This is a genomic window from Terribacillus sp. DMT04, from assembly GCF_019056395.1.
Taxonomy (GTDB): Bacteria; Bacillota; Bacilli; order Bacillales; family Amphibacillaceae; genus Terribacillus; species Terribacillus aidingensis_A.
Genome location: NZ_CP077639.1, coordinates 2,035,192 through 2,054,363, shown reverse-complemented (window position 1 = coordinate 2,054,363; position 19,172 = coordinate 2,035,192). Strand labels below are relative to the sequence as shown.

Below are 19,172 nucleotides of genomic sequence, written 5' to 3'. Positions count from 1 at the left end.
TGAGAACGTATATAACCCCTCCTCTTGCACAAAATAGGTGAAAAGGGAGGCGAGCGTTTGTTGGATACGTTGGAATGGGCAATAATAGGCAGGACAATTCTTTCCTATATTGTTATCGTAATAATTTTCCGCTTAATGGGAAAACGTGAAATTGGTGAACTGAGCATAATTGATTTAGTTGTATTCTTAATGCTAGCCGAAATAGCTGTCTTTTCTATAGAAGACCCAAGCAGCCATTTGCTTCATTTTATTGTCCCAATGGTCGTTCTTTTAATCATTCAACGGGGTACTGCATTTCTTTCCTTAAAGTTTCCTAAAATGCGTGACTTTATGGAAGGAAAACCATCGATTATTATAAGCAGGGGCAAGATAGATGAACATGAAATGCGTAAACAGCGATACAGTTTCTCTGACTTGCAGCAGCAGCTTCGTGAGAAAGGTGCAAAAAGTATACAAGATGTTGACTTTGCCATCTTGGAAACGTCCGGTGAATTATCTGTATTTGAAAAAAAAGATACTGCTGATGGAAGCAGTGGTTATGTCATGCCGCTAATTGTCGATGGAGAAATTCAGCAGGAAGCCCTAAAGAAGATAGATAAATCTCCTTCCTGGCTCCGTGGTGAGATGAAACGGCATGGTCATCCAACGATTGATACGATCTCTTACTGTACGCTGGATAAAGATCATAAGTGGTATATTGATCGAAAAGATGAGAAATGATTATCGTTTCTTTCTCGAAAGGAATTGTTCGTATTCCGCTTTCGTAATAAATCCAAAACAGAGCAGAAACAGACAATAAAGGATGAGTAAGCAAAGCAGCAGCAGGAGGAAAGAAGGAAGCTGATATAAAGAGCCAGCAAATATTCCTTTTAGCATATAGGCGGTAGCAAATGTAAGTCCCAGCAGACTGAACATACGGCCTAGCTCTTTCCATGACAGTTTAAAGCCTGCCACACGAGCGAGAGAAATCAAATGTAATAACGTGATTAGTACAACTGTGACAATAAGACTGATAGCAATGCCGATAATACCAAACTTGGCATTGGAGCCTAAAGAGACGAGTATAACGATTTTTGCGCCAGCGCCGATAACCGTATTCCACATCGCTGACTTGGCAGCATCCAGCGCTTGAAGAGCGGTACTGAGCGGCATCTGAATGTACATCATAATGTAAAATGGTGCCATCAGCAGGATAAAACGCTCTGCGCTCTCGCTACCATACATATAATGCAAGATTGGTCCGGCAAATATAGTCAGTGTTACAGTCGCAATCGCGCCGGAAGCGAAACTCAGCCGAATTGCTTGATGAATTCGATAATGGACAAACTGATGGCGATTCTGTTCATTTGCTTCGCTGATAGATGGTAATAAAGCAGTCGCTAACGAATGGGTAATGAATGTTGGCAGGAACAGCAGCGGCAGGGCATAGCCTGTCAGCTCACCGTATTGTCGTGTCGCCAAGGCTGTACCAACACCTGCAAGTGCTAAGCTTTGGGCCGTTAGAATTGGTTCTAAGAAATGTGTACCGCTCGCGATTAGCCTGCTGCCTGTTGCCGGTAGTGCAATTGAGAATAATCGCTCCAGCGTTTCTTTACCGCCTTTTAATGCTGTGAGAAATTGAGATCGTATTTTTACGGTCTTTTTTCGTTTGAATTGATACAGCATATACAGCAGTGAAATGAACTCCCCGATAATGACAGAAATCATAGCTCCTAAAGCAGCGAATTCCACTCCATAAGGCAGCAATAGTTTTACAAGAAAAACAGTACAGCTGATGCGGACAATTTGTTCAATAACTTGGGAGAAGCTTTGCGGCTTCATGTTTTGCTTTCCTTGGAAATACCCTCGCAGTACGGCTGCAACCGCTAAAATTGGAATGATTGGTCCAATGGCGAACAGCGGATAAATGACACGGGCATCTTTTAGCAGCTTGTCCGCTAGGAATGGTGCAATAAAATAAAGAAAACCAACAAATACAATACTAATACTCAAGGTGATGGATAAGGAAACGACCACAATTTTTTTAATCTGTACTGTATCTCCGCGTACATCCGCTTCGGCTACCCGTTTGGAAATGGCAATAGGTAGACCAAATTGGGTGATGGCAATGGCCAAGAACAGCGTTGGCATCGCCATCATGTATAGTCCGACCCCCTCTTCTCCCATGACACGTGCGACGACAATTCGATTCACGAATCCTAGGAAGCGGGTGATCAAGCTGGCAGCAATCAAAATGAGAGCTCCTTGTAGAAAAGTCTGCTTTGTCACATCCACAACCTGCCTTCTCAAATAATAGTTTTTCGGCTACAATTAAGTGTATGCAGAAGATGTGTCCAAGCATGACTAGCCTGCACAAAAGCAAGGCAAGTTGTTACAGGAGGTAAAAAGCGTGTACGAATTAAAAACAGTAAACGAATGGAAGGCAGAAGTGATGCCTGCTATTATCAGCAAGAAAGATGAATTTCACTTGCTCGGATATGAGAAAGCATCAGCTGCAGATATTTGGAGCTGTATGGAAAAAAAAGTGTGGAAAAAAGATACAGAGAAACAGAAACGTTTGTATGAAGTAGTTGCAGACATTATGCAGCTCAATATATCTGTTTATATGGGCTATTTGACTATGTCTGTGTATGAGGAAGATGACGATTTAATGGCTTCCATTGCAGCAATCAATGGTCAATCATGATGGAGGGTATCGTTGACAGTGCTGGCTCGGCTTTTCTATACTATGGAAGTATTTGACGAACGAGCACAGCATGTACATACATGCAGTAAACATTGCAGGCTTTGCTTGCAGTATATTAGGTTTCCGTTTAAGCGGATATGGGAGGCAGTTGCATCATGGTGAAAAGAGGCAGAATTGTTGCCTTCTTCTTAATCGTTCTATTACTTTTGGGAGCGATGGGAACGACAATTCAAGGTATTGCAAAAGATTTGAATTTAGGACTTGATCTGCAGGGCGGATTTGAGGTGCTTTATGAAGTACAACCGCTTGAGGAAGGCGACGAGGTGGATACGGCTACGCTGAACGCAACAGCACAGGCGCTGAATGAGCGTGTCAATTCACTTGGCGTCAGCGAAACAAATATTGATATCGAGCAGCCAAACCGAATTCGTGTTCAGCTTGCTGGAGTAGAAGATCAGAATCAGGCGCGCGAGATGCTGTCTACGACTGCAAATCTATCATTCCGGGATACGAACGACAAAGAATACTTAAATGGAACTGATATTGAAGCTGGCAGTGCCAAGCAGGCGTTTGATCCGCAAACAAATCAGCCGCTTGTTACAGTCGATATGAAAGATGCTTCAAAATTTGCAGAAGTGACGAGCGAAATTGCTCAGCTTCCTTTTCCTGAAAACAGACTAGTCATCTGGCTGGACTATGAAGAAGGAGATTCATACGAAGAAGAAGCGCAAAAACCGGAAGATGAACAAAAATTCATCTCTGCACCGTCCGTTTCGCAGACAATTAATAGTAAGTCTGTACAGATTGAAGGGAATTTCACGGTTGAAAGTGCTCAAGAACTTGCTGATCTTTTGAATGCCGGTTCTCTGCCAGTGAAAATGGAAGAAGTGTATTCAAACTCTGTTGGTGCTCAATTTGGACAACAAGCGCTGGATGAAACGATGTTGGCAGGTTATATTGCATTTGCCCTTATCCTGCTATTCATGATTGTTTATTACCGCCTTCCAGGTTTAATAGCGTCGATTACACTTGCTGTGTTTGCTTATTTAAATCTTGTTGTCTTTGATTTTCTCAATGTAGTACTGACATTACCAGGAATCGCTGCTTTGATTCTCGGTGTCGGAATGGCAGTAGATGCAAATATTATTACGTATGAACGAATTAAGGATGAACTAAAAACAGGCAAGTCACTGAAAGCAGCCTATAAAGCTGGTAATAAGAATTCCTTAGCAACTATTACAGATGCGAACATTACAACTTTAATAGCTGGTATTGTGCTGTTTATTTTCGGTACTAGTTCAGTAAAAGGATTTGCAACAACACTTATCATCAGTATCCTGCTAAGCTTTATCACGGCTGTAGTAGGTTCACGTGCTTTGCTTGGTTTGATGGTGAAGAGCCGTGCATTTGATAAAAAACCAGCATGGTTTGGCGTCTCCAAGAAGAACATCCGTAAACTGGGTGACAAAGAAGAACGAAGCGCCACCTTCTACGGCATGAAACTGAATCTCGTAAAAAACCGAAAAGCGTATTTCGCATTTTCGATTGCGCTCACAATTGCTGGTATAATTTGCTTGAGTATTTTTAAACTGAACTTAGGCATAGATTTTACAAGCGGTTCGCGTGTGGAGTTTGATTCGAATGAAACGTTAACAACAGAGCAAGTGGAACAGCGATTCGAGGATATTGGATATACATCTAAAGAAACGCAGTTATCTGCAGATGGGACGCATGCTTCCGTCCGCTTGGATGACACGCTCTCCAAAAACGAGGAAGATGACGTAAAGAGCAATATAACAGATGCTTATGGCAGTGCGCCAAGCATTAGTACCGTTTCGCCTGTTATAGGCAAGGAACTGGCAAAAAATGCAATGTACGCCGTCATTTTTGCATCGATTGGGATTGTGTTGTATGCAACGATCCGATTTGAGTTTAAATTTGCGATGGCAGCCATTGTGGCACTCGTGCATGACGCCTTCTTTATCTTGGCTATATTCAGTATTACAAGATTGGAATTCGATATCACCATTATCGCGGCTATCTTGACCATCATTGGTTATTCGATTAATGATACAATCGTAACGTTTGACCGTATTAAAGAAAATATACGAATAAAACGAAAAGTGAAAACGTTCGAGGAGCTAGCGAAAATTGTGAATGACAGCTTACTGCAAACACTAGTACGAAGTGTAAACACGGTGGCAACTGTCATTGTGGCAGCGATTATTCTCTGGATTTTCGGAGCTGCACCGATTACAAACTTCTCGATTGCACTGGTTATCGGATTGGCAGCAGGAACATACTCTTCGCTGTTCATCGCGGCTCAGCTATGGCTCGTATGGCGCGGCAAGAATATTGACAAAAAGCCAATTATTCACGAAGAGAAGAAGAAAGTGGAAGGACCGCAAGTTTAATAAATAACTCCCGTAGCAGTACGGGGGTTATTTTTTTGTGAAATAGGGAATGTAAGTAATAGCCGCATTCGAAAGGAGTCAGCATATGAAAGCACAATGGTATATCATTCTAGCAGTTATCTTTGCAGTACTTATTGCAATATTCGCAGTTATCAACGTTGACAGTGTACAGGTGGACTACCTATTTGGAGTTGGGTCTGCTCCCCTGATATTAATCATATTGTTCTCCGTTTTGATGGGCGTCTTAATTACAGCATCTGTAGGAGGGTTGCGTATGTTTAAATTAAACCGGGAAGTGCGCACTTTGCGAAAAGATAATGATAAGAAAGCAGCTGAAATTACAGAGATGCAAGAAAAGCGTGCAGAGTACGGACACGAGGAAACGGAGAGAACGACAACAAATATTTCCGATCCGACAACAAACACGTATCCTACTTCCGAACGAATGAAAGACGAATACAATAGATAACACATTGCCCCGCTGGCCAGGCTCTAGTATAATAGCTTGGTTAGGGGGTCTTTTTTTATGTTGAAAAGCACAATGAGATGGAAGGAAAACAGCGGCCCTTCTGCTCATACAGCAATGGGTTTTGGTGTGTCACCGCTTGTCGAGCAATTGCTCATACAGCGTGGAATTACATCGGCAGAGGACGCAAAGCGGTTCCTTCGTCCGTCTCTTGAGGACCTACATCGCCCGGAACACTTACGTGATATAGATGTTGCAGCTGAACGTATCCATGCTGCAATAGCGCAAGAAGAAAAAATACTCGTATTCGGCGATTACGATGCAGATGGTGTTTCTTCCACTGTTGTCCTGCTAGAAGCGCTTCGGGAGCTTGGCGCCGATTGCGATTATTATATACCAAACCGTTTTACGGAAGGCTACGGACCGAATGAGGAAGCTTTCCGTGCAGCTAAAGACAATGGCTATGGGTTAATTATAACAGTCGATACAGGCATAGCTGCCAATCATGAAGCTGAGGTCGCGAAGCAGATTGGAATTGATTTGATTATTACAGATCACCATGAGGTGCAGGAATCTGTTCCGGCTGCTATAGCGGTTGTCCATCCGAAATGCTCACCTGATTACCCATTCCACGAACTTGCGGGAGTAGGTGTGGCATTTAAACTGGCAGAGTACTTGCTCGGATACTTCCCGAAACAGCTGCTTGATTTGGTTGTCATTGGCACGATTGCGGATTTGGTTCCGCTCGTTGATGAAAACAGAATATTAGCTGCCGAAGGATTAAAGGCAATTACTTCGTCCCAAAGACCTGGTATACGCGCCTTAAAGGACAGCTGCGGTTTGGATGGAATGGTAACAGAAGAAGATATCGGCTTCAAAATCGGACCGCGCATTAATGCAGTCGGACGCTTACAGGATGCTGACTTAGCGGTGGAATTACTGCTGGCGGCGACGTATGAAGAAGCAGCTGAAATGGCAGAAGAGATGCAGTCACTGAACACAGAGCGGCAGAATATTGTTGCGAAAATTGCCAAAGAAGCTGAAGCAATGGTTCGAGAACAGCCGGAAGCAGACAGCAGCCACGTTATTGTTGTAGCGAAGGAAGGCTGGAACGAAGGTGTCTTAGGAATCGTTGCGTCAAAATTGGTACGCACCTTTGATCGTCCCGCTATTGTGCTGGCAGCTCACCCGGAAAAAGGTACAGCGAAAGGTTCGGCCAGAAGCATCGATGCTTTTGATTTATTCCACCACTGCATGCAAGTTCGGGATCACTTTGTTGCTTTTGGAGGACATGCCCAAGCAGCGGGAATGACAGTAGAGCTTGAACAAGTGGACAAGCTGCGGAAAGCATTAAACAAGGCAGCCAGTGAAGCACTGACTCCAGAAGACTTTAAACAGTCATTGTCCATTGATTTAGAAGTGAACGTACAGGATGTTTCCATTGATTTAATCAAAGATATGTCACAGCTGGCACCATTTGGTATGCAAAATCCGAAGCCGCTTGTCAAACTTTCGGCGCCAATGCGGGAAGTGAAGCTGATCGGAGCAAATAAAAATCACTTGAAGTTTGTTTTTGCGGAAGAAAATGTACAGTTGGATGGTGTTTGTTTCGGGAAAGGAGATCTTTATCCGTTTTTAGCACCAGCAGATGAACTGGAAGCTGTCGGAGAGCTGTCTATTAACGAGTGGAATGGCAGACAGAAGGCTCAAATTCTAATTGAAGATATAGCAGTCCGTTCTTGGCAGCTGTTTGATTACCGAGGCAGCAAGCAGCTTCAAAAAACAGTTCAGCTGAAGCAGGAAGAAGAAACAGCTGTTATTCGTTTCCGTGCAGATACGGATATCAATTGGCTGTCAGAACAGGTGCGCGTACTTGATTACGAAACGGAAGGATTGGCAAATGCAGCAGGTAATATAACGGCTGTTGTTCTGGCAGATTTGCCGCACCGGCTGGAGGATATAACGTTTGCTTTACGTCATTTACAGCCAGATCTTATTTATGCTTGTTATGATGTGAAAGAGAACGCCTACTTGCAAGGATTTCCGGATCGGGAACAATTTAAGATTTTCTACGCTATTCTGCTGAAACAGAAAGTGATTTCCTATCAACAGCTGGAGAATCACCTTAAAAATAGCCGTGGCTGGAGTGCCCAGCGTACCAAGTTTATTTCCGAGGTGTTTTTTGAGCTCGAATTTGTTAAACTAGATAAGGATCAAATTTCAATCAACCAAAGTCCTTCTAAACGAGATCTGGCGGACTCACAAGTCTATCAGGGATTGAAGGAAGCGATAGAAGTCGAGAAGATCTTATATTATTCCGGCTACAACGATTTGAAACAATGGCTGGAACATGCGCTTGAGCGCGGGGAAGTTATCGAGGAGGAAGCAGTAAATGGATTATAAAAAATATATTACAGTCGTAGAGGACTGGCCAAAACCGGGGATTAAGTTCAAAGATATTACAACTTTGATGGATAATGGCCCGGCATATAAATCAGCAGTTAATGAAATTGTTGAATTTGCGAAAGACAAAAATGTAGACTTGATCGTCGGTCCGGAAGCACGCGGATTTATCGTAGGCTGTCCGGTATCTTATGCGTTGGATATAGGCTTTGCACCTGTACGGAAAGAAGGTAAGCTGCCGCGTGAAGTGATTAAAGTATCTTATGGCCTTGAATACGGCGAAAACGTTCTGACAATCCATAAAGATGCAATTAAGCCTGGTCAGCGTGTTCTGATTACGGATGACTTGCTTGCGACTGGCGGTACAATTGAAGCAACAATTAAGCTCGTTGAACAGCTTGGTGGTGTCGTTGTCGGATGTGCTTTCTTCGTAGAATTGGGTTATCTTGACGGCAGAGAAAAGCTAAATGGTTACGAAGTTCTTACGCTAACTACTTACGAATAATAACAGCCATGATGAAGAGTGCTCCATTTGGGGCACTCTTTCTTGCATCTGCAGGATAGAGATACTTGTCGAATTGATTGGATATTTGTTAAGCTAATAAAAATAACATGTGACAGTTTATAATCCTCGTCGCATTCGCGGACGATGAGAAGGAGTTTATGGAAATAGAATGCCAAAGGATAAAATTCTAACGGCCGAAGAGGTCATTCAAGAAGCAACTGGATATCTGTCGGACGAGCATGTCGCTTTTATCCGGAAAGCGTATGAGTTTGCTGAGAGAGCGCATGAAGGCCAATATCGCCGTTCTGGGGAAGCGTATATTATCCACCCGATACAAGTAGCAGGTATACTCGTTCACTTGGAACTAGATGCGGAAACAATAGCTGGCGGATTTCTGCATGATGTAGTGGAAGACACACCAGTTACTATTGAAGAACTGGAAGCCGCGTTTAATGCCGAAGTGGCAATGCTTGTCGACGGGGTTACCAAGCTAGGCAAAATCAAATATAAATCCAAGCAAGTCCAGCAGGCAGAGAACCACCGGAAAATGTTTGTAGCGATGGCGAAGGATATGCGTGTCATTCTTATCAAACTGGCGGATCGTTTGCATAATATGCGGACACTCAAGCATCTGTCTCCTGAGAAGCAGCGACGTATTTCGAATGAAACGTTAGAGATATTTGCACCGCTTGCACATCGACTTGGTATTAGCACGATTAAATGGGAGCTGGAGGACACCGCACTCCGTTATATGAATCCGCAGCAATATTATCGGATTGTTCATTTGATGAAGCAAAAGCGTGAAGAACGAGAAAGCTACATCGGAGACGTAATGGGCGAAATTCGCAGTCAGCTTCATGATATTCATATTGACGCAGATATATTCGGCCGGCCAAAACATCTGTATAGTATTTACCGCAAAATGGAGCATCAGCATAAGCAGTTTAATGAAATTTATGATTTGCTCGCAGTGCGTGTAATCGTGAAAAGTATTAAAGACTGTTATGCCGTATTAGGTGTTATTCATACATGCTGGAAACCGATGCCAGGTCGTTTTAAGGACTATATTGCGATGCCAAAGCTGAATCTTTATCAATCGCTGCATACAACTGTGATTGGACCAAAAGGTGATCCGCTTGAAGTGCAAATACGAACAGAAGAGATGCATGAAATTGCAGAATACGGGATTGCAGCGCATTGGGCTTACAAAGAAGGCAAGCAGATGCAAGCGAATAATCCGAAGAAATCATTTGAAGAAAAGCTAACGTGGTTCCGTGAAATTCTTGATTTCCAAAATGAGTCGGAAAATGCCGAAGAGTTTATGGAGTCGCTCAAGCTTGATTTGTTTAGTGACATGGTATATGTGTTTACGCCTAAAGGAGACGTCGTAGAGCTTCCGTCTGGTTCGATACCGATTGATTTTGCGTACCGTGTGCACACCGAGGTAGGCAATCATACTGTCGGTGCGAAGATTAACGGAAAGATGGAGCCACTGGAGTATAAATTAAAAAATGGCGACATCGTGGAAATGATGACATCTAAGCATTCTTACGGTCCTTCTCAAGACTGGGTGAAGCTCGCGCAAACAACGCATGCGCGAAATAAGATTAAACAGTTCTTTAAAAAGCAGCGGCGTGATGAGAACGTTGCAAAAGGAAAAGAACTCGTGGAGGAAGAGGTAAAGCAGTCTGGCTTCGATCCAAAGCTCGTGTTTACAACAGAGAACATACGCAAAGCGGTTGAGAAGTTTAATTTTACATCCGAAGAAGATATGTACGCTGCTGTCGGTTATCAAGGAATAACAGCTGCACAGATTACGACAAGACTGACAGAAACGCTTAGACGTCAAAGCGAGAAACAAGAAGCGATAGACAAAACCATCGAAACAGTCAAGATGGCAAATGCGTCCAAATCGGCAGCATCGAGCCGCAAACGTGATTCAGGCGTTCGGGTCGAAGGTGTCGATAATATGCTGGTCCGCTTGTCTAAATGCTGCAATCCAGTACCAGGTGACGAGATTATTGGCTATATAACAAAAGGCAGAGGTGTTTCTGTTCACCGCAACGACTGTCCGAATATGCAGACAGAAGAAGCGCAGACTCGTAAATTGCAAGTCGACTGGGAAAACAGCGCAACAAGTGCCAAACAATATCATGTAGATTTGGAAATTAGCGCGTTTGACAGACATGGATTAATGAACGAAGTCTTGCAAGCCGTAAATGAGACTCGTACACAAATTACAGCAGTCGATGGAAAATCTGATCGTAATAAGATTGCAACGATTCATCTGACAATACTGATTCATAATGTCGGCCATCTGCGGAAAATTGTCGAGCGGATTAAGCAGATTAAAGATATTTATACCGTAACGAGAATGCTGCAATAGAAGAGAGGCTGGAAAATGAAAGTAGTAGCACAGCTGGCAAAGGAGGCGTCTGTTACTGTCAATGGCGAGGTTATTGGCAAGATTGGCAAGGGATTTATGCTGCTAGTCGGCATAACGCATGAAGATACAGAAGCAGACTTGGATTATATCGTAAATAAGTTAATCCATCTTCGCGTTTTTGAAGATGCTGATGGTAAAATGAATGATTCCCTTCTTCAAACAGGCGGTGAAGTTCTGTCTGTTTCGCAATTTACGTTATACGCAGATACGCGGAAAGGGCGTCGTCCCAGCTTTACTGATGCCGCTAAGCCGGACATTGCCAATACGTTATATAAAAAGTTCAATCAAAAGCTGACAGAAGCAGGCGTTATCGTCGAAACAGGCGAATTCGGTGCGCATATGGAAGTCCAGCTTATCAATGACGGCCCTGTTACGATTGTACTTGATAGTGCTGATAGACCAAACAAGGAAGCATAATGCTTTCTTGTTTTTTTTGTATAGAGAAATGGAAATAGGTAAATGCTAGTAGCAGATTAAAAAAGATAAAGGTGTGAACAGCATGCGCAGCAGCGAAGCACAGAATCGTGTATTTGGTACAGTTGGATTAGATGGAAAACAGCAAAGACAGGATCCGTCTTCTCTATCAAGCGATCCGTATATTCCTGCATTTGGCGGAGCAGCAGATACACTGGAGCGAAAAAAATTACAAGAACAACTAAAACAATCTTGACAATCTTTCTTACAAACAGGTACTATTATTACAATCTAAAGAATCCGGAAATCCAATGAGGGAAAAAGTAAGTCGAACTCCCTGTGAACAGAGACTAGGCGCCATAGGCTGGAAGCGCCCGGCACAGCTTCGACTGAAAGACATTCCTTAGGAGCATTGTCGAACTAACAGTAGACAATGACGTAGCAGGCGTTAACTGCCCAAAGTGGGATACAGCTGTATCCAACTAGGGTGGCAACGCGGGAAAACTCCCGTCCCTTGATGCAAAGGGACGGGGGTTTTTTGTCGTTATTTGGTATTTCCGGAGATTGGGTCACTAGTCGAGGAGGTAATCGTATGGATATGAAAGCGCCAAGAGGTACGCAGGATATTTTACCTGGTACATCAGAAAAATGGCAGTACGCTGAAAAAGTGCTGACGGATTTGGCAAGCAAATTCAATTACAAAGAAATTCGGGTGCCAATTTTTGAGCACACAGAATTATTCCTGCGTGGAGTTGGAGAAACAACCGATATTGTACAAAAAGAAATGTACACATTTAAAGATAAAGGTGACCGCAGCTTGACGCTCAGACCGGAAGGAACAGCTTCCGTCGTTCGTGCGTATGTGCAAAATAAGCTTTACGGTCAGCCAGAACAGCCGACTAAACTTTTCTATCATGGGCCAATGTTCCGCTACGAACGTCCGCAGCAAGGCCGAATGCGTCAGTTCGTTCAGTTTGGCGTTGAAGCTTTAGGAAGTGAAGATCCGTCCATCGATGCAGAAGTGATCTCCTTAGCGATGAGCGGTTATCAGCAATTTGGCTTAAAATCATTGAAGCTGATCATTAACACACTTGGTGATAAAGAGAGCCGTGATGCACACCGAACAGCTTTGATTGAACACTTCACACCTGTAAAAGATGAGCTGTGCAGCGACTGTCAAAACCGTTTGGAAAAGAACCCGCTGCGTATCCTTGACTGTAAAAAGGACCGGGAACACCCGAAAGTAAAAAGTGCACCATCCATCCACGATTACTTAAATGCAGAATCAAAAGCTTATTTTGAAGAAGTAAAAGCAAATCTGGATGCAATGGAGATTCCTTATGTAGTGGATCCTAACCTAGTTAGAGGATTGGATTACTATAACCACACAGCATTTGAGATTATGAGTGATGCAGAAGGCTTTGGCGCACTGACTACATTGACAGGCGGCGGACGCTACAATGGATTAGTTGAAGAAGTGGGCGGTCCGTCTACTCCTGGTATCGGTTATGCACTAAGTATTGAACGTCTCTTGTTTGCGCTAGAAGCAGAAGGAATCGATCTGCCTGTGAACACAGGTACCGATGTGTATGTTGTTGCTCTAGGAGATGATGCTGTACAGAAAGAGGCTGCGAAGCTTACATTCCAGCTTCGTCTGGCAGGAGTAACAGCAGATAAGGATTATCTTGGCAAGAAGATGAAGGGCCAATTTAAATCAGCTGATCGTCAACAAGCGAAATTTGTTGTTGTATTAGGAGAAGATGAGCTAAATAAAGGTGTTATCTCTTTGCGCAACATGCAGGATGGACAGCAAAATGAAGTAGCAATCAAGGAAGCTGTGGAGACTATTAAACAGCAGTTGGATGGAGGAAAAGCGGATGAGTGAAAGACAAAAGGCAGGTTTGCTGCGAACGAGCCATGCAGGCGAAATCGTAACAATTAAAGGATGGGTGCAGAAGCGACGTGACTTAGGCGGATTAATCTTCGCCGACATTCGCGATCGTTCAGGTATTGTGCAAGTTGTCTTTAATCCGGATGTATCCAAAGAAGCGCTGGCAACTGCTGAGCAAATCCGTTCCGAATTCGTTGTTAGTATCACTGGTAAAGTGCTGGAACGTGAAGAAGCAACGAAAAACAGCAACATGGCTACAGGTGCTATTGAGATTGCAGCTGAAGAAATAAACATTTTGAACAAAGCGAAAAGTCCAGCGTTCCAAATTGAAGATGACGTCGATGCATCCGAGGACGTGCGCTTGAAATACCGCTACTTAGATTTGCGCCGAAAGCCGCTGCAAGAGACATTCCGTTTACGCCATCAAGCTACACAAGCAATCCGTAATTTCTTGAATGAAGAAGAATTCTATGAAATGGAAACACCGATGCTGACGAAGAGCACTCCAGAAGGCGCTCGTGATTATCTCGTTCCAAGCCGGGTGCACCCTGGCGAATTTTATGCGCTTCCACAGTCACCGCAGCTATTCAAACAGCTGCTTATGATTTCTGGTTTTGAAAAATACTATCAAATCGCGCGATGTTTCCGTGATGAAGATTTACGTGCTGACCGTCAGCCGGAATTTACACAGATTGATATTGAGACTTCATTCATGACAACAGAAGACATCATCAGCATGACAGAGCGGATGATGAAGCGTGTGATGAAGGAAGTAAAAGATGTAGATGTGCAAGTGCCATTCCCGCGCCTGCCTTATGCGGAAGCAATGGAGCGTTTTGGATCTGACAAGCCGGATACACGTTTCGGATTAGAGCTGGTAGATGTGAGAGAAGCTGTGCAATCTGCGGAATTCAAAGTCTTCCAGGATGCTATTCAGAATAACGGCCGCGTTAGTGCCATCAACGTCAAAGGACAAGCAGCTAATTTCTCTCGAAAAGATATTGATGCGCTAACGGACTTTGTCAAAATTTACGGCGCAAAAGGTTTGGCATGGGTAAAAGTCGAAGAAGACGGCGCATTGAAAGGGCCGATTGCTAAATTCTTGGACGAGAACGTACAGAGTCAGCTGAAGGATGTTCTTTCTGCTGAAGCTGGTGACTTGCTTGTGTTTGTGGCGGATAAAACAAAAGTTGTATTTGACAGCTTAGGTGCGTTGCGCAGTAAACTTGGCCGTGAGTTAGGTTTGATTGATGAATCACTGTTCAACTTCCTGTGGGTAACAGATTGGCCGTTGTTTGAATACGACGAAGAAGAAGGCCGTTACTATGCAGCGCACCATCCGTTCACAATGCCGGCAGCTGCAGATATTGACAAACTGGAAACAGACCCTGCGTCTGTTAAAGCAGAAGCTTATGATATCGTATTAAACGGTTATGAGCTGGGCGGCGGTTCGCAGCGTATCTATCAAATGGATTTGCAAAACCGCATGTTTGAAGTTTTAGGATTCTCAAACGAAGAAGCACAAGAGCAATTCGGTTTCCTATTGGATGCTTTGGAATCTGGTGCGCCTCCGCACGGTGGTATTGCACTTGGTTACGACCGTTTTATTATGCTTTTGTCTGGCAGCACAAACCTTCGGGACACCATTTTGTTCCCGAAAACAGCTTCTGCGGCGGATCCGTTAACAGATGCGCCTGATCCAGTAAGCAAAAAACAGCTGGATGAACTATATTTAGATATTCAAAAGAAATCTGCTGGAAAAGACGAATAGACTTACCAGTTGAAATATGAATTTATCCATGCTAAGATAAATTCATAAACAAATAGCAATCCTGATGTGTACGTTCTTCATATGTTTTGACCGATTACAATGAAGTACGGGAGCCCGAAAGTCTTCACATGGCATGCAAGCCTCCATCGAGTGGAAGCATAAAGTGTGAATCAGGGCACCCACCTGCTGAGAGCGGGTTCAAAACTTCAATAGGACGGCACAATTGGGATTGCTATTTTCCTTTTAAAACGAACAAAGCAGCACAACCTCCTCTAGGAGATGTGCTGCTTTTTTATTTGGCAACTTGTTCTAAGTTGCCGTTTTTGTCCATTCGAAAAGCGGCTGGAGAGAATGCATCTTGGTCGTCGAAGATTACCATCTTGCGCGCCCGATCCATGATTTGGATGAGTACTTGATAATCTCCTTTCATCGTTTTTAACTGATGTTTTAAAGACTCGCATTCGTCAGATAGCTGCTGGTTTTCTTGTCGAAGATTATAATTTTCTGCCTCTAACTGATGAATCGTATGCTGGTTCGTTTCGCTAGTTTGATAACCTTGCTCTATTGTTTGCAAATACGTAATAACTTGGGATAAATTTAGTTCTTCTGCTTGCTGCTGTTCGCTCGCAGCTGGCTGCTTTTCAGTATCATGATTAGGGAACTCGGTATGTTCACCAACAATAAACGTCTCTTGCGCTATCTCGGCTTCAAATCGAGCTGTATCTTCGTCCATTGTAATTGGAAAAGCGCCTTGTCTTTCGGGAACTTGCGCCACAGGCTCGGTGCGCATTGCCGGAACAGCTTTTGATTGTGCTCTTTGTTCCGCGCGTTTTTTCTCTTTGCGCTGGCGTTTGGCGATTGCTACTGCTTGTTCGTAGCGGTTGCGAATCTCAGCATTCCAGCGGAAACCGCAAGCAGCTGAGGTACGGTTCAATTTGTCTCCAACTTCATCAAAAGCGCGCAGCTGGGTGCTGCCTTCTCTTATATGACGAAGCACGGTTTCGGCTAGTAATAAATCGTCTTCATGACTCCAAGCATCTTGTCTTACTTTAACCATATGAGCTAACACTCCATTTCTTATCTGTTAATCTACAAACATAGAAAGTAATAAAAACTGTTAGCCACATTGTTACCGCAAGCAGCTGCTCCTATACATGAACAAGTTATTTTCTTTTCGTTACACGTTCATAGACTTGCTTGAGTGCTTGTTCAAATTTACCAGTGTCGACTGGTTCATAATAGCGTCGTTTCTTTAATAGATCCGGCAAGTATTGCTGTTCTACCCAGGCACCGGGATAGTCATGCGGGTATTGATACCCGACGCCGCGTCCCATTTGTTTGGCCCCTGTATAATGCGCATCTTTCAAGTGAGCAGGTACCTCACCGACTTTTCCGGAACGAATATCAGACAGCGCGGCATTAATACCTTTATAAGCACTGTTTGACTTCGGCGACAAACATAGCTCAACGAGGGCATTCGCGAGAGGAAGACGAGCTTCTGGGAAACCGACTCGCTCTGCTGCTTCCACAGCAGCCAGTGTCCGGGGCCCTGCTTGCGGATTAGCTAGACCAATATCTTCATATGCGCATACAATCATACGACGGCCAATGCTATCAAGATCACCGGCTTCAATTAAGCGAGCCAAATAATGCAATGCTGCGTCTACATCGCTTCCTCGAATGGATTTTTGAAATGCGCTGAGCACATCATAATGCGCATCGCCATCTTTGTCGTGAGAAAAGCTTTTTTTCTGCATACAAGCTTCTGCTACTTCTAAGTCTATTTTGACGATACCATCTTGTGCTGGCGTGGAATAAGCAGCTAGTTCAAGTCCATTCAACGCCGATCGCAAATCGCCGCCTGAAGACCCAGCCAAATGATCCAGTGCGTCTGCGGTTATATCCAGCTGCATGTCGCCTAAGCCTTGTGTGGTATCAAGGACTGCTCGCTGCAGGGCTTCTTTTACGTCGCTAGGTTCCAGACTATGCAACTCAAACAAATGACAGCGGCTTCGGATTGCCGGATTTATAGAATGATAGGGATTGCTGGTCGTACAGCCGATTAAAGTAATCAAGTTGCTTTCAATGTGGGGCAGAAGAAAATCCTGCTTCGCTTTGTCGAGTCGATGCACTTCATCTAGTATAAGCACAAGCTGTCCGCTCATTTTTGCTTCTTCGACCGCAATTTCCATGTCTTTCTTTTTATCTACTACAGCATTTAATAATTTATATCGAATTTGCACACTTGAAGCGAGCGCGATTGCCATAGAAGTTTTTCCCGTGCCGGGCGGACCATAAAGAATCATCGAGCTTAGGCGGTCTGCTTCCACCATTCGGCGAATCATTTTTCCTTCTGCAACGAGATGTTTTTGTCCGATGATTTGACTGATGTCTTGCGGCCGCATACGGTATGCTAATGGTTGCTTCGCCAATTTTATTCCTCCATCCTGTTTCTGCTTGTCTTAGCGTATCCACCAGTTCGGTAAAATGCAAGCCACTTGCTATTCATGATATAATATTTTCTGGTATAATAATCGGTATTGTTTTTGGACTCAAGAATTATTGAAGCAGTTATGAGGAGTTTTTAGAGATGAAAATATCGACTAAAGGACGATATGGTTTAACGATTATGATCGCTTTAGGAAAACAGTATGGAGAAGGACCTGTTTCCTTGAAGACGATAGCGACTGAACATAAATTATCCGAGCATTATTTGGAGCAGCTTGCTGCTCCCCTTCGAAATGCTTGTTTAGTGAAAAGTATCCGCGGAGCAAAGGGTGGCTATATGTTAGCGTCACCGCCCGCTGCTATTACAGCTGGAGATATTATTCGAACGCTGGAAGGACCAATCACGCCTGTTGAAGGAATCGAAGAAGAAGAGCCGGCAAAGCAGCAGTTGTGGCTTCGTATTCGTGATGCGGTGAGAGATGTTTTGGATACAACGACGTTAGAGGATCTGTGCCGTCACGGTGATGAAGAAAGCAAAGATCCTTATATGTTCTATATTTAATGGAGGCAAGCAGTTATGAAATCAATTTATCTTGATCATGCGGCTACGTCACCGATGCACCCGGATGTCATTCAAGCGATGATTCCCGTGATGGAGGGCACATTCGGCAATCCATCCAGTGTGCACGCCTTCGGCAGAGAAGCGCGTCATATCGTTGATGTTGCCCGTGATAAAGTTGCCGCAAGTATCGGCGCATCAGATAAACAAATTATATTCACAAGCGGCGGAACAGAAGCAGATAATATGGCACTTATCGGTACAGCTATTGCTCGTAAGGAACAAGGTAAGCATATTATTACGACAGCCATTGAGCATCATGCTACACTACATGCAGCCAACTATCTGGAAAGCCAAGGTTTTGACGTCACGTATTTACCTGTAGATACAACTGGTGCAGTGAAACTGGAAGATTTGCAAGCAGCGCTACGTCCGGATACAATCCTCGTTTCCGTTATGATGATTAATAATGAAACAGGTATCATCCAGCCGGTGCAAGCAATCGGCGAATTGCTGAAGTCACATGCTGCCTATTTTCATACAGATGCTGTCCAGGCTTATGGGACCGAGGAGATCGATGTGGTCTCACTTGGCGTGGACCTTTTAAGTGTTTCTGCTCACAAAATCAACGGGCCAAAAGGAATCGGTGCGTTGTATGTGGCAGATCATGTCCGTATTAAACCGATAACTTATGGCGGAGAGCAGGAGCGAAAACGCCGTGCCGGGACAGAGAATGTCGCATCCATCGCCGGCTTTGGAAAAGCTTGTGAATTGGCAATGCACCAACGAGCAGAAAGAAAAGCTGTTTACCAGGATCTGCAAGATACATTTGTGTCCGAGCTTGAAGCAGCAGGCACCAACTTCTTCATTAATGGAGATACAGATCATCGTTCCGCTGGGATTGTCAATCTTAGCTTTCCGGGAACAAATGTGGAGTCTTTGCTGATGAACTTTGATTTGTCTGGTGTAACTGTCTCAAGCGGAAGTGCCTGTACAGCAGGTTCTGTTGATCCATCACATGTGCTGAAGGCTATGTATGGAGAAGATGAGCGTGTTACAAACAGTATTCGTTTTAGTTTCGGATACGGCAATACAGCAGAAGCTGTCGCAGAGGCTGCACAGACGGTCGCTGCTATTATAAAACGTCTGACAAAAGGAAAGGAGTGACA

General features: G+C 43.9%; 16 protein-coding genes, 1 other RNA gene and 1 other annotated feature. Of the genes, 14 read left to right on the top strand and 3 right to left on the bottom strand.

Annotated features, from left to right (window positions below; all coding sequences use genetic code 11):
* Positions 1 to 57: 57 nt before the first annotated feature.
* On the top strand, positions 58 to 720 hold the full coding sequence (locus KS242_RS10905) for a DUF421 domain-containing protein (RefSeq protein ID WP_371747536.1): 663 nt from the start codon (positions 58 to 60) through the stop codon (positions 718 to 720).
* Here KS242_RS10905 and spoVB read toward each other — a convergent pair whose 3' ends face one another.
* Positions 721 to 2,274 (bottom strand): stage V sporulation protein B, encoded by a 1,554-nt coding sequence (gene spoVB, locus KS242_RS10900; protein ID WP_371747535.1) that lies wholly within the window; start codon positions 2,272 to 2,274, stop codon positions 721 to 723.
* A 115-nt stretch (positions 2,275 to 2,389) separates the two neighbouring features.
* Between spoVB and KS242_RS10895 the strand changes: the two genes are divergently transcribed.
* The 11 genes from KS242_RS10895 (at position 2,390) to ssrS (ending at position 15,230) form a co-directional block, all read left to right on the top strand.
* On the top strand, positions 2,390 to 2,686 hold the full coding sequence (locus tag KS242_RS10895) for a post-transcriptional regulator (protein WP_217321366.1): 297 nt from the start codon (positions 2,390 to 2,392) through the stop codon (positions 2,684 to 2,686).
* Between the two features lie 155 nt (positions 2,687 to 2,841).
* On the top strand, positions 2,842 to 5,100 hold the full coding sequence (gene secDF / locus KS242_RS10890) for a protein translocase subunit SecDF (protein WP_217321365.1): 2,259 nt from the start codon (positions 2,842 to 2,844) through the stop codon (positions 5,098 to 5,100).
* Between the two features lie 85 nt (positions 5,101 to 5,185).
* Positions 5,186 to 5,569 (top strand): LapA family protein, encoded by a 384-nt coding sequence (locus KS242_RS10885; protein WP_217321364.1) that lies wholly within the window; start codon positions 5,186 to 5,188, stop codon positions 5,567 to 5,569.
* Between the two features lie 57 nt (positions 5,570 to 5,626).
* Positions 5,627 to 7,969: a single-stranded-DNA-specific exonuclease RecJ gene (gene recJ, locus KS242_RS10880; protein ID WP_217321363.1), complete on the top strand. Its 2,343-nt coding sequence runs from the start codon at positions 5,627 to 5,629 to the stop codon at positions 7,967 to 7,969.
* Entirely contained in the window at positions 7,959 to 8,474 is a 516-nt protein-coding gene (locus KS242_RS10875; protein WP_217321362.1) for an adenine phosphoribosyltransferase, read from the top strand. Before recJ ends, KS242_RS10875 begins: the two co-directional genes overlap by 11 nt.
* 169 nt (positions 8,475 to 8,643) lie before the next feature.
* Complete coding sequence (locus tag KS242_RS10870) at positions 8,644 to 10,860, top strand: RelA/SpoT family protein (RefSeq protein ID WP_217321361.1); 2,217 nt, start codon at positions 8,644 to 8,646, stop codon at positions 10,858 to 10,860.
* Between the two features lie 15 nt (positions 10,861 to 10,875).
* Complete coding sequence (dtd, locus tag KS242_RS10865; protein WP_217321360.1) at positions 10,876 to 11,337, top strand: D-aminoacyl-tRNA deacylase; 462 nt, start codon at positions 10,876 to 10,878, stop codon at positions 11,335 to 11,337.
* 82 nt (positions 11,338 to 11,419) lie between these two features.
* Positions 11,420 to 11,590 carry a hypothetical protein gene (locus KS242_RS10860; RefSeq protein ID WP_217321359.1) on the top strand — a complete coding sequence of 57 codons (171 nt, stop codon included), beginning with the start codon at positions 11,420 to 11,422 and terminating at the stop codon, positions 11,588 to 11,590.
* Positions 11,591 to 11,636: 46 nt separating this feature from the next.
* Positions 11,637 to 11,852 (top strand) — a binding site (T-box leader).
* Positions 11,853 to 11,926: 74 nt separating this feature from the next.
* Positions 11,927 to 13,219, top strand: a complete 1,293-nt coding sequence (hisS, locus tag KS242_RS10855) for a histidine--tRNA ligase (RefSeq protein WP_217321358.1) — start codon at positions 11,927 to 11,929, stop codon at positions 13,217 to 13,219.
* Positions 13,212 to 14,996, top strand: coding sequence for an aspartate--tRNA ligase (gene aspS, locus KS242_RS10850; RefSeq protein WP_217321357.1), 1,785 nt, complete (start codon positions 13,212 to 13,214; stop codon positions 14,994 to 14,996). The genes hisS and aspS overlap by 8 nt, the downstream gene beginning before the upstream one ends.
* 55 nt (positions 14,997 to 15,051) lie before the next feature.
* Positions 15,052 to 15,230: non-coding RNA, 6S RNA (gene ssrS / locus KS242_RS10845), on the top strand.
* Between the two features lie 58 nt (positions 15,231 to 15,288).
* On the opposite strand, the gene KS242_RS10840 is transcribed toward ssrS, so the two are convergent.
* Together KS242_RS10840 and KS242_RS10835 are read right to left on the bottom strand one after the other, a co-directional pair.
* A complete protein-coding gene (locus KS242_RS10840) occupies positions 15,289 to 16,053 on the bottom strand; it encodes an RsfA family transcriptional regulator (protein ID WP_217321356.1) in 765 nt (254 codons plus the stop codon).
* A 106-nt stretch (positions 16,054 to 16,159) separates the two neighbouring features.
* Complete coding sequence (locus KS242_RS10835) at positions 16,160 to 17,428, bottom strand: replication-associated recombination protein A (RefSeq protein ID WP_217321355.1); 1,269 nt, start codon at positions 17,426 to 17,428, stop codon at positions 16,160 to 16,162.
* Positions 17,429 to 17,586: 158 nt separating this feature from the next.
* Here KS242_RS10835 and cymR point away from each other — a divergent pair, with 158 nt between their 5' ends.
* Positions 17,587 to 18,006, top strand: a complete 420-nt coding sequence (cymR, locus tag KS242_RS10830; protein ID WP_217321354.1) for a cysteine metabolism transcriptional regulator CymR — start codon at positions 17,587 to 17,589, stop codon at positions 18,004 to 18,006.
* 15 nt (positions 18,007 to 18,021) lie between these two features.
* Positions 18,022 to 19,170: a cysteine desulfurase family protein gene (locus KS242_RS10825; protein ID WP_217321353.1), complete on the top strand. Its 1,149-nt coding sequence runs from the start codon at positions 18,022 to 18,024 to the stop codon at positions 19,168 to 19,170.
* Positions 19,171 to 19,172 lie beyond the last annotated feature (2 nt).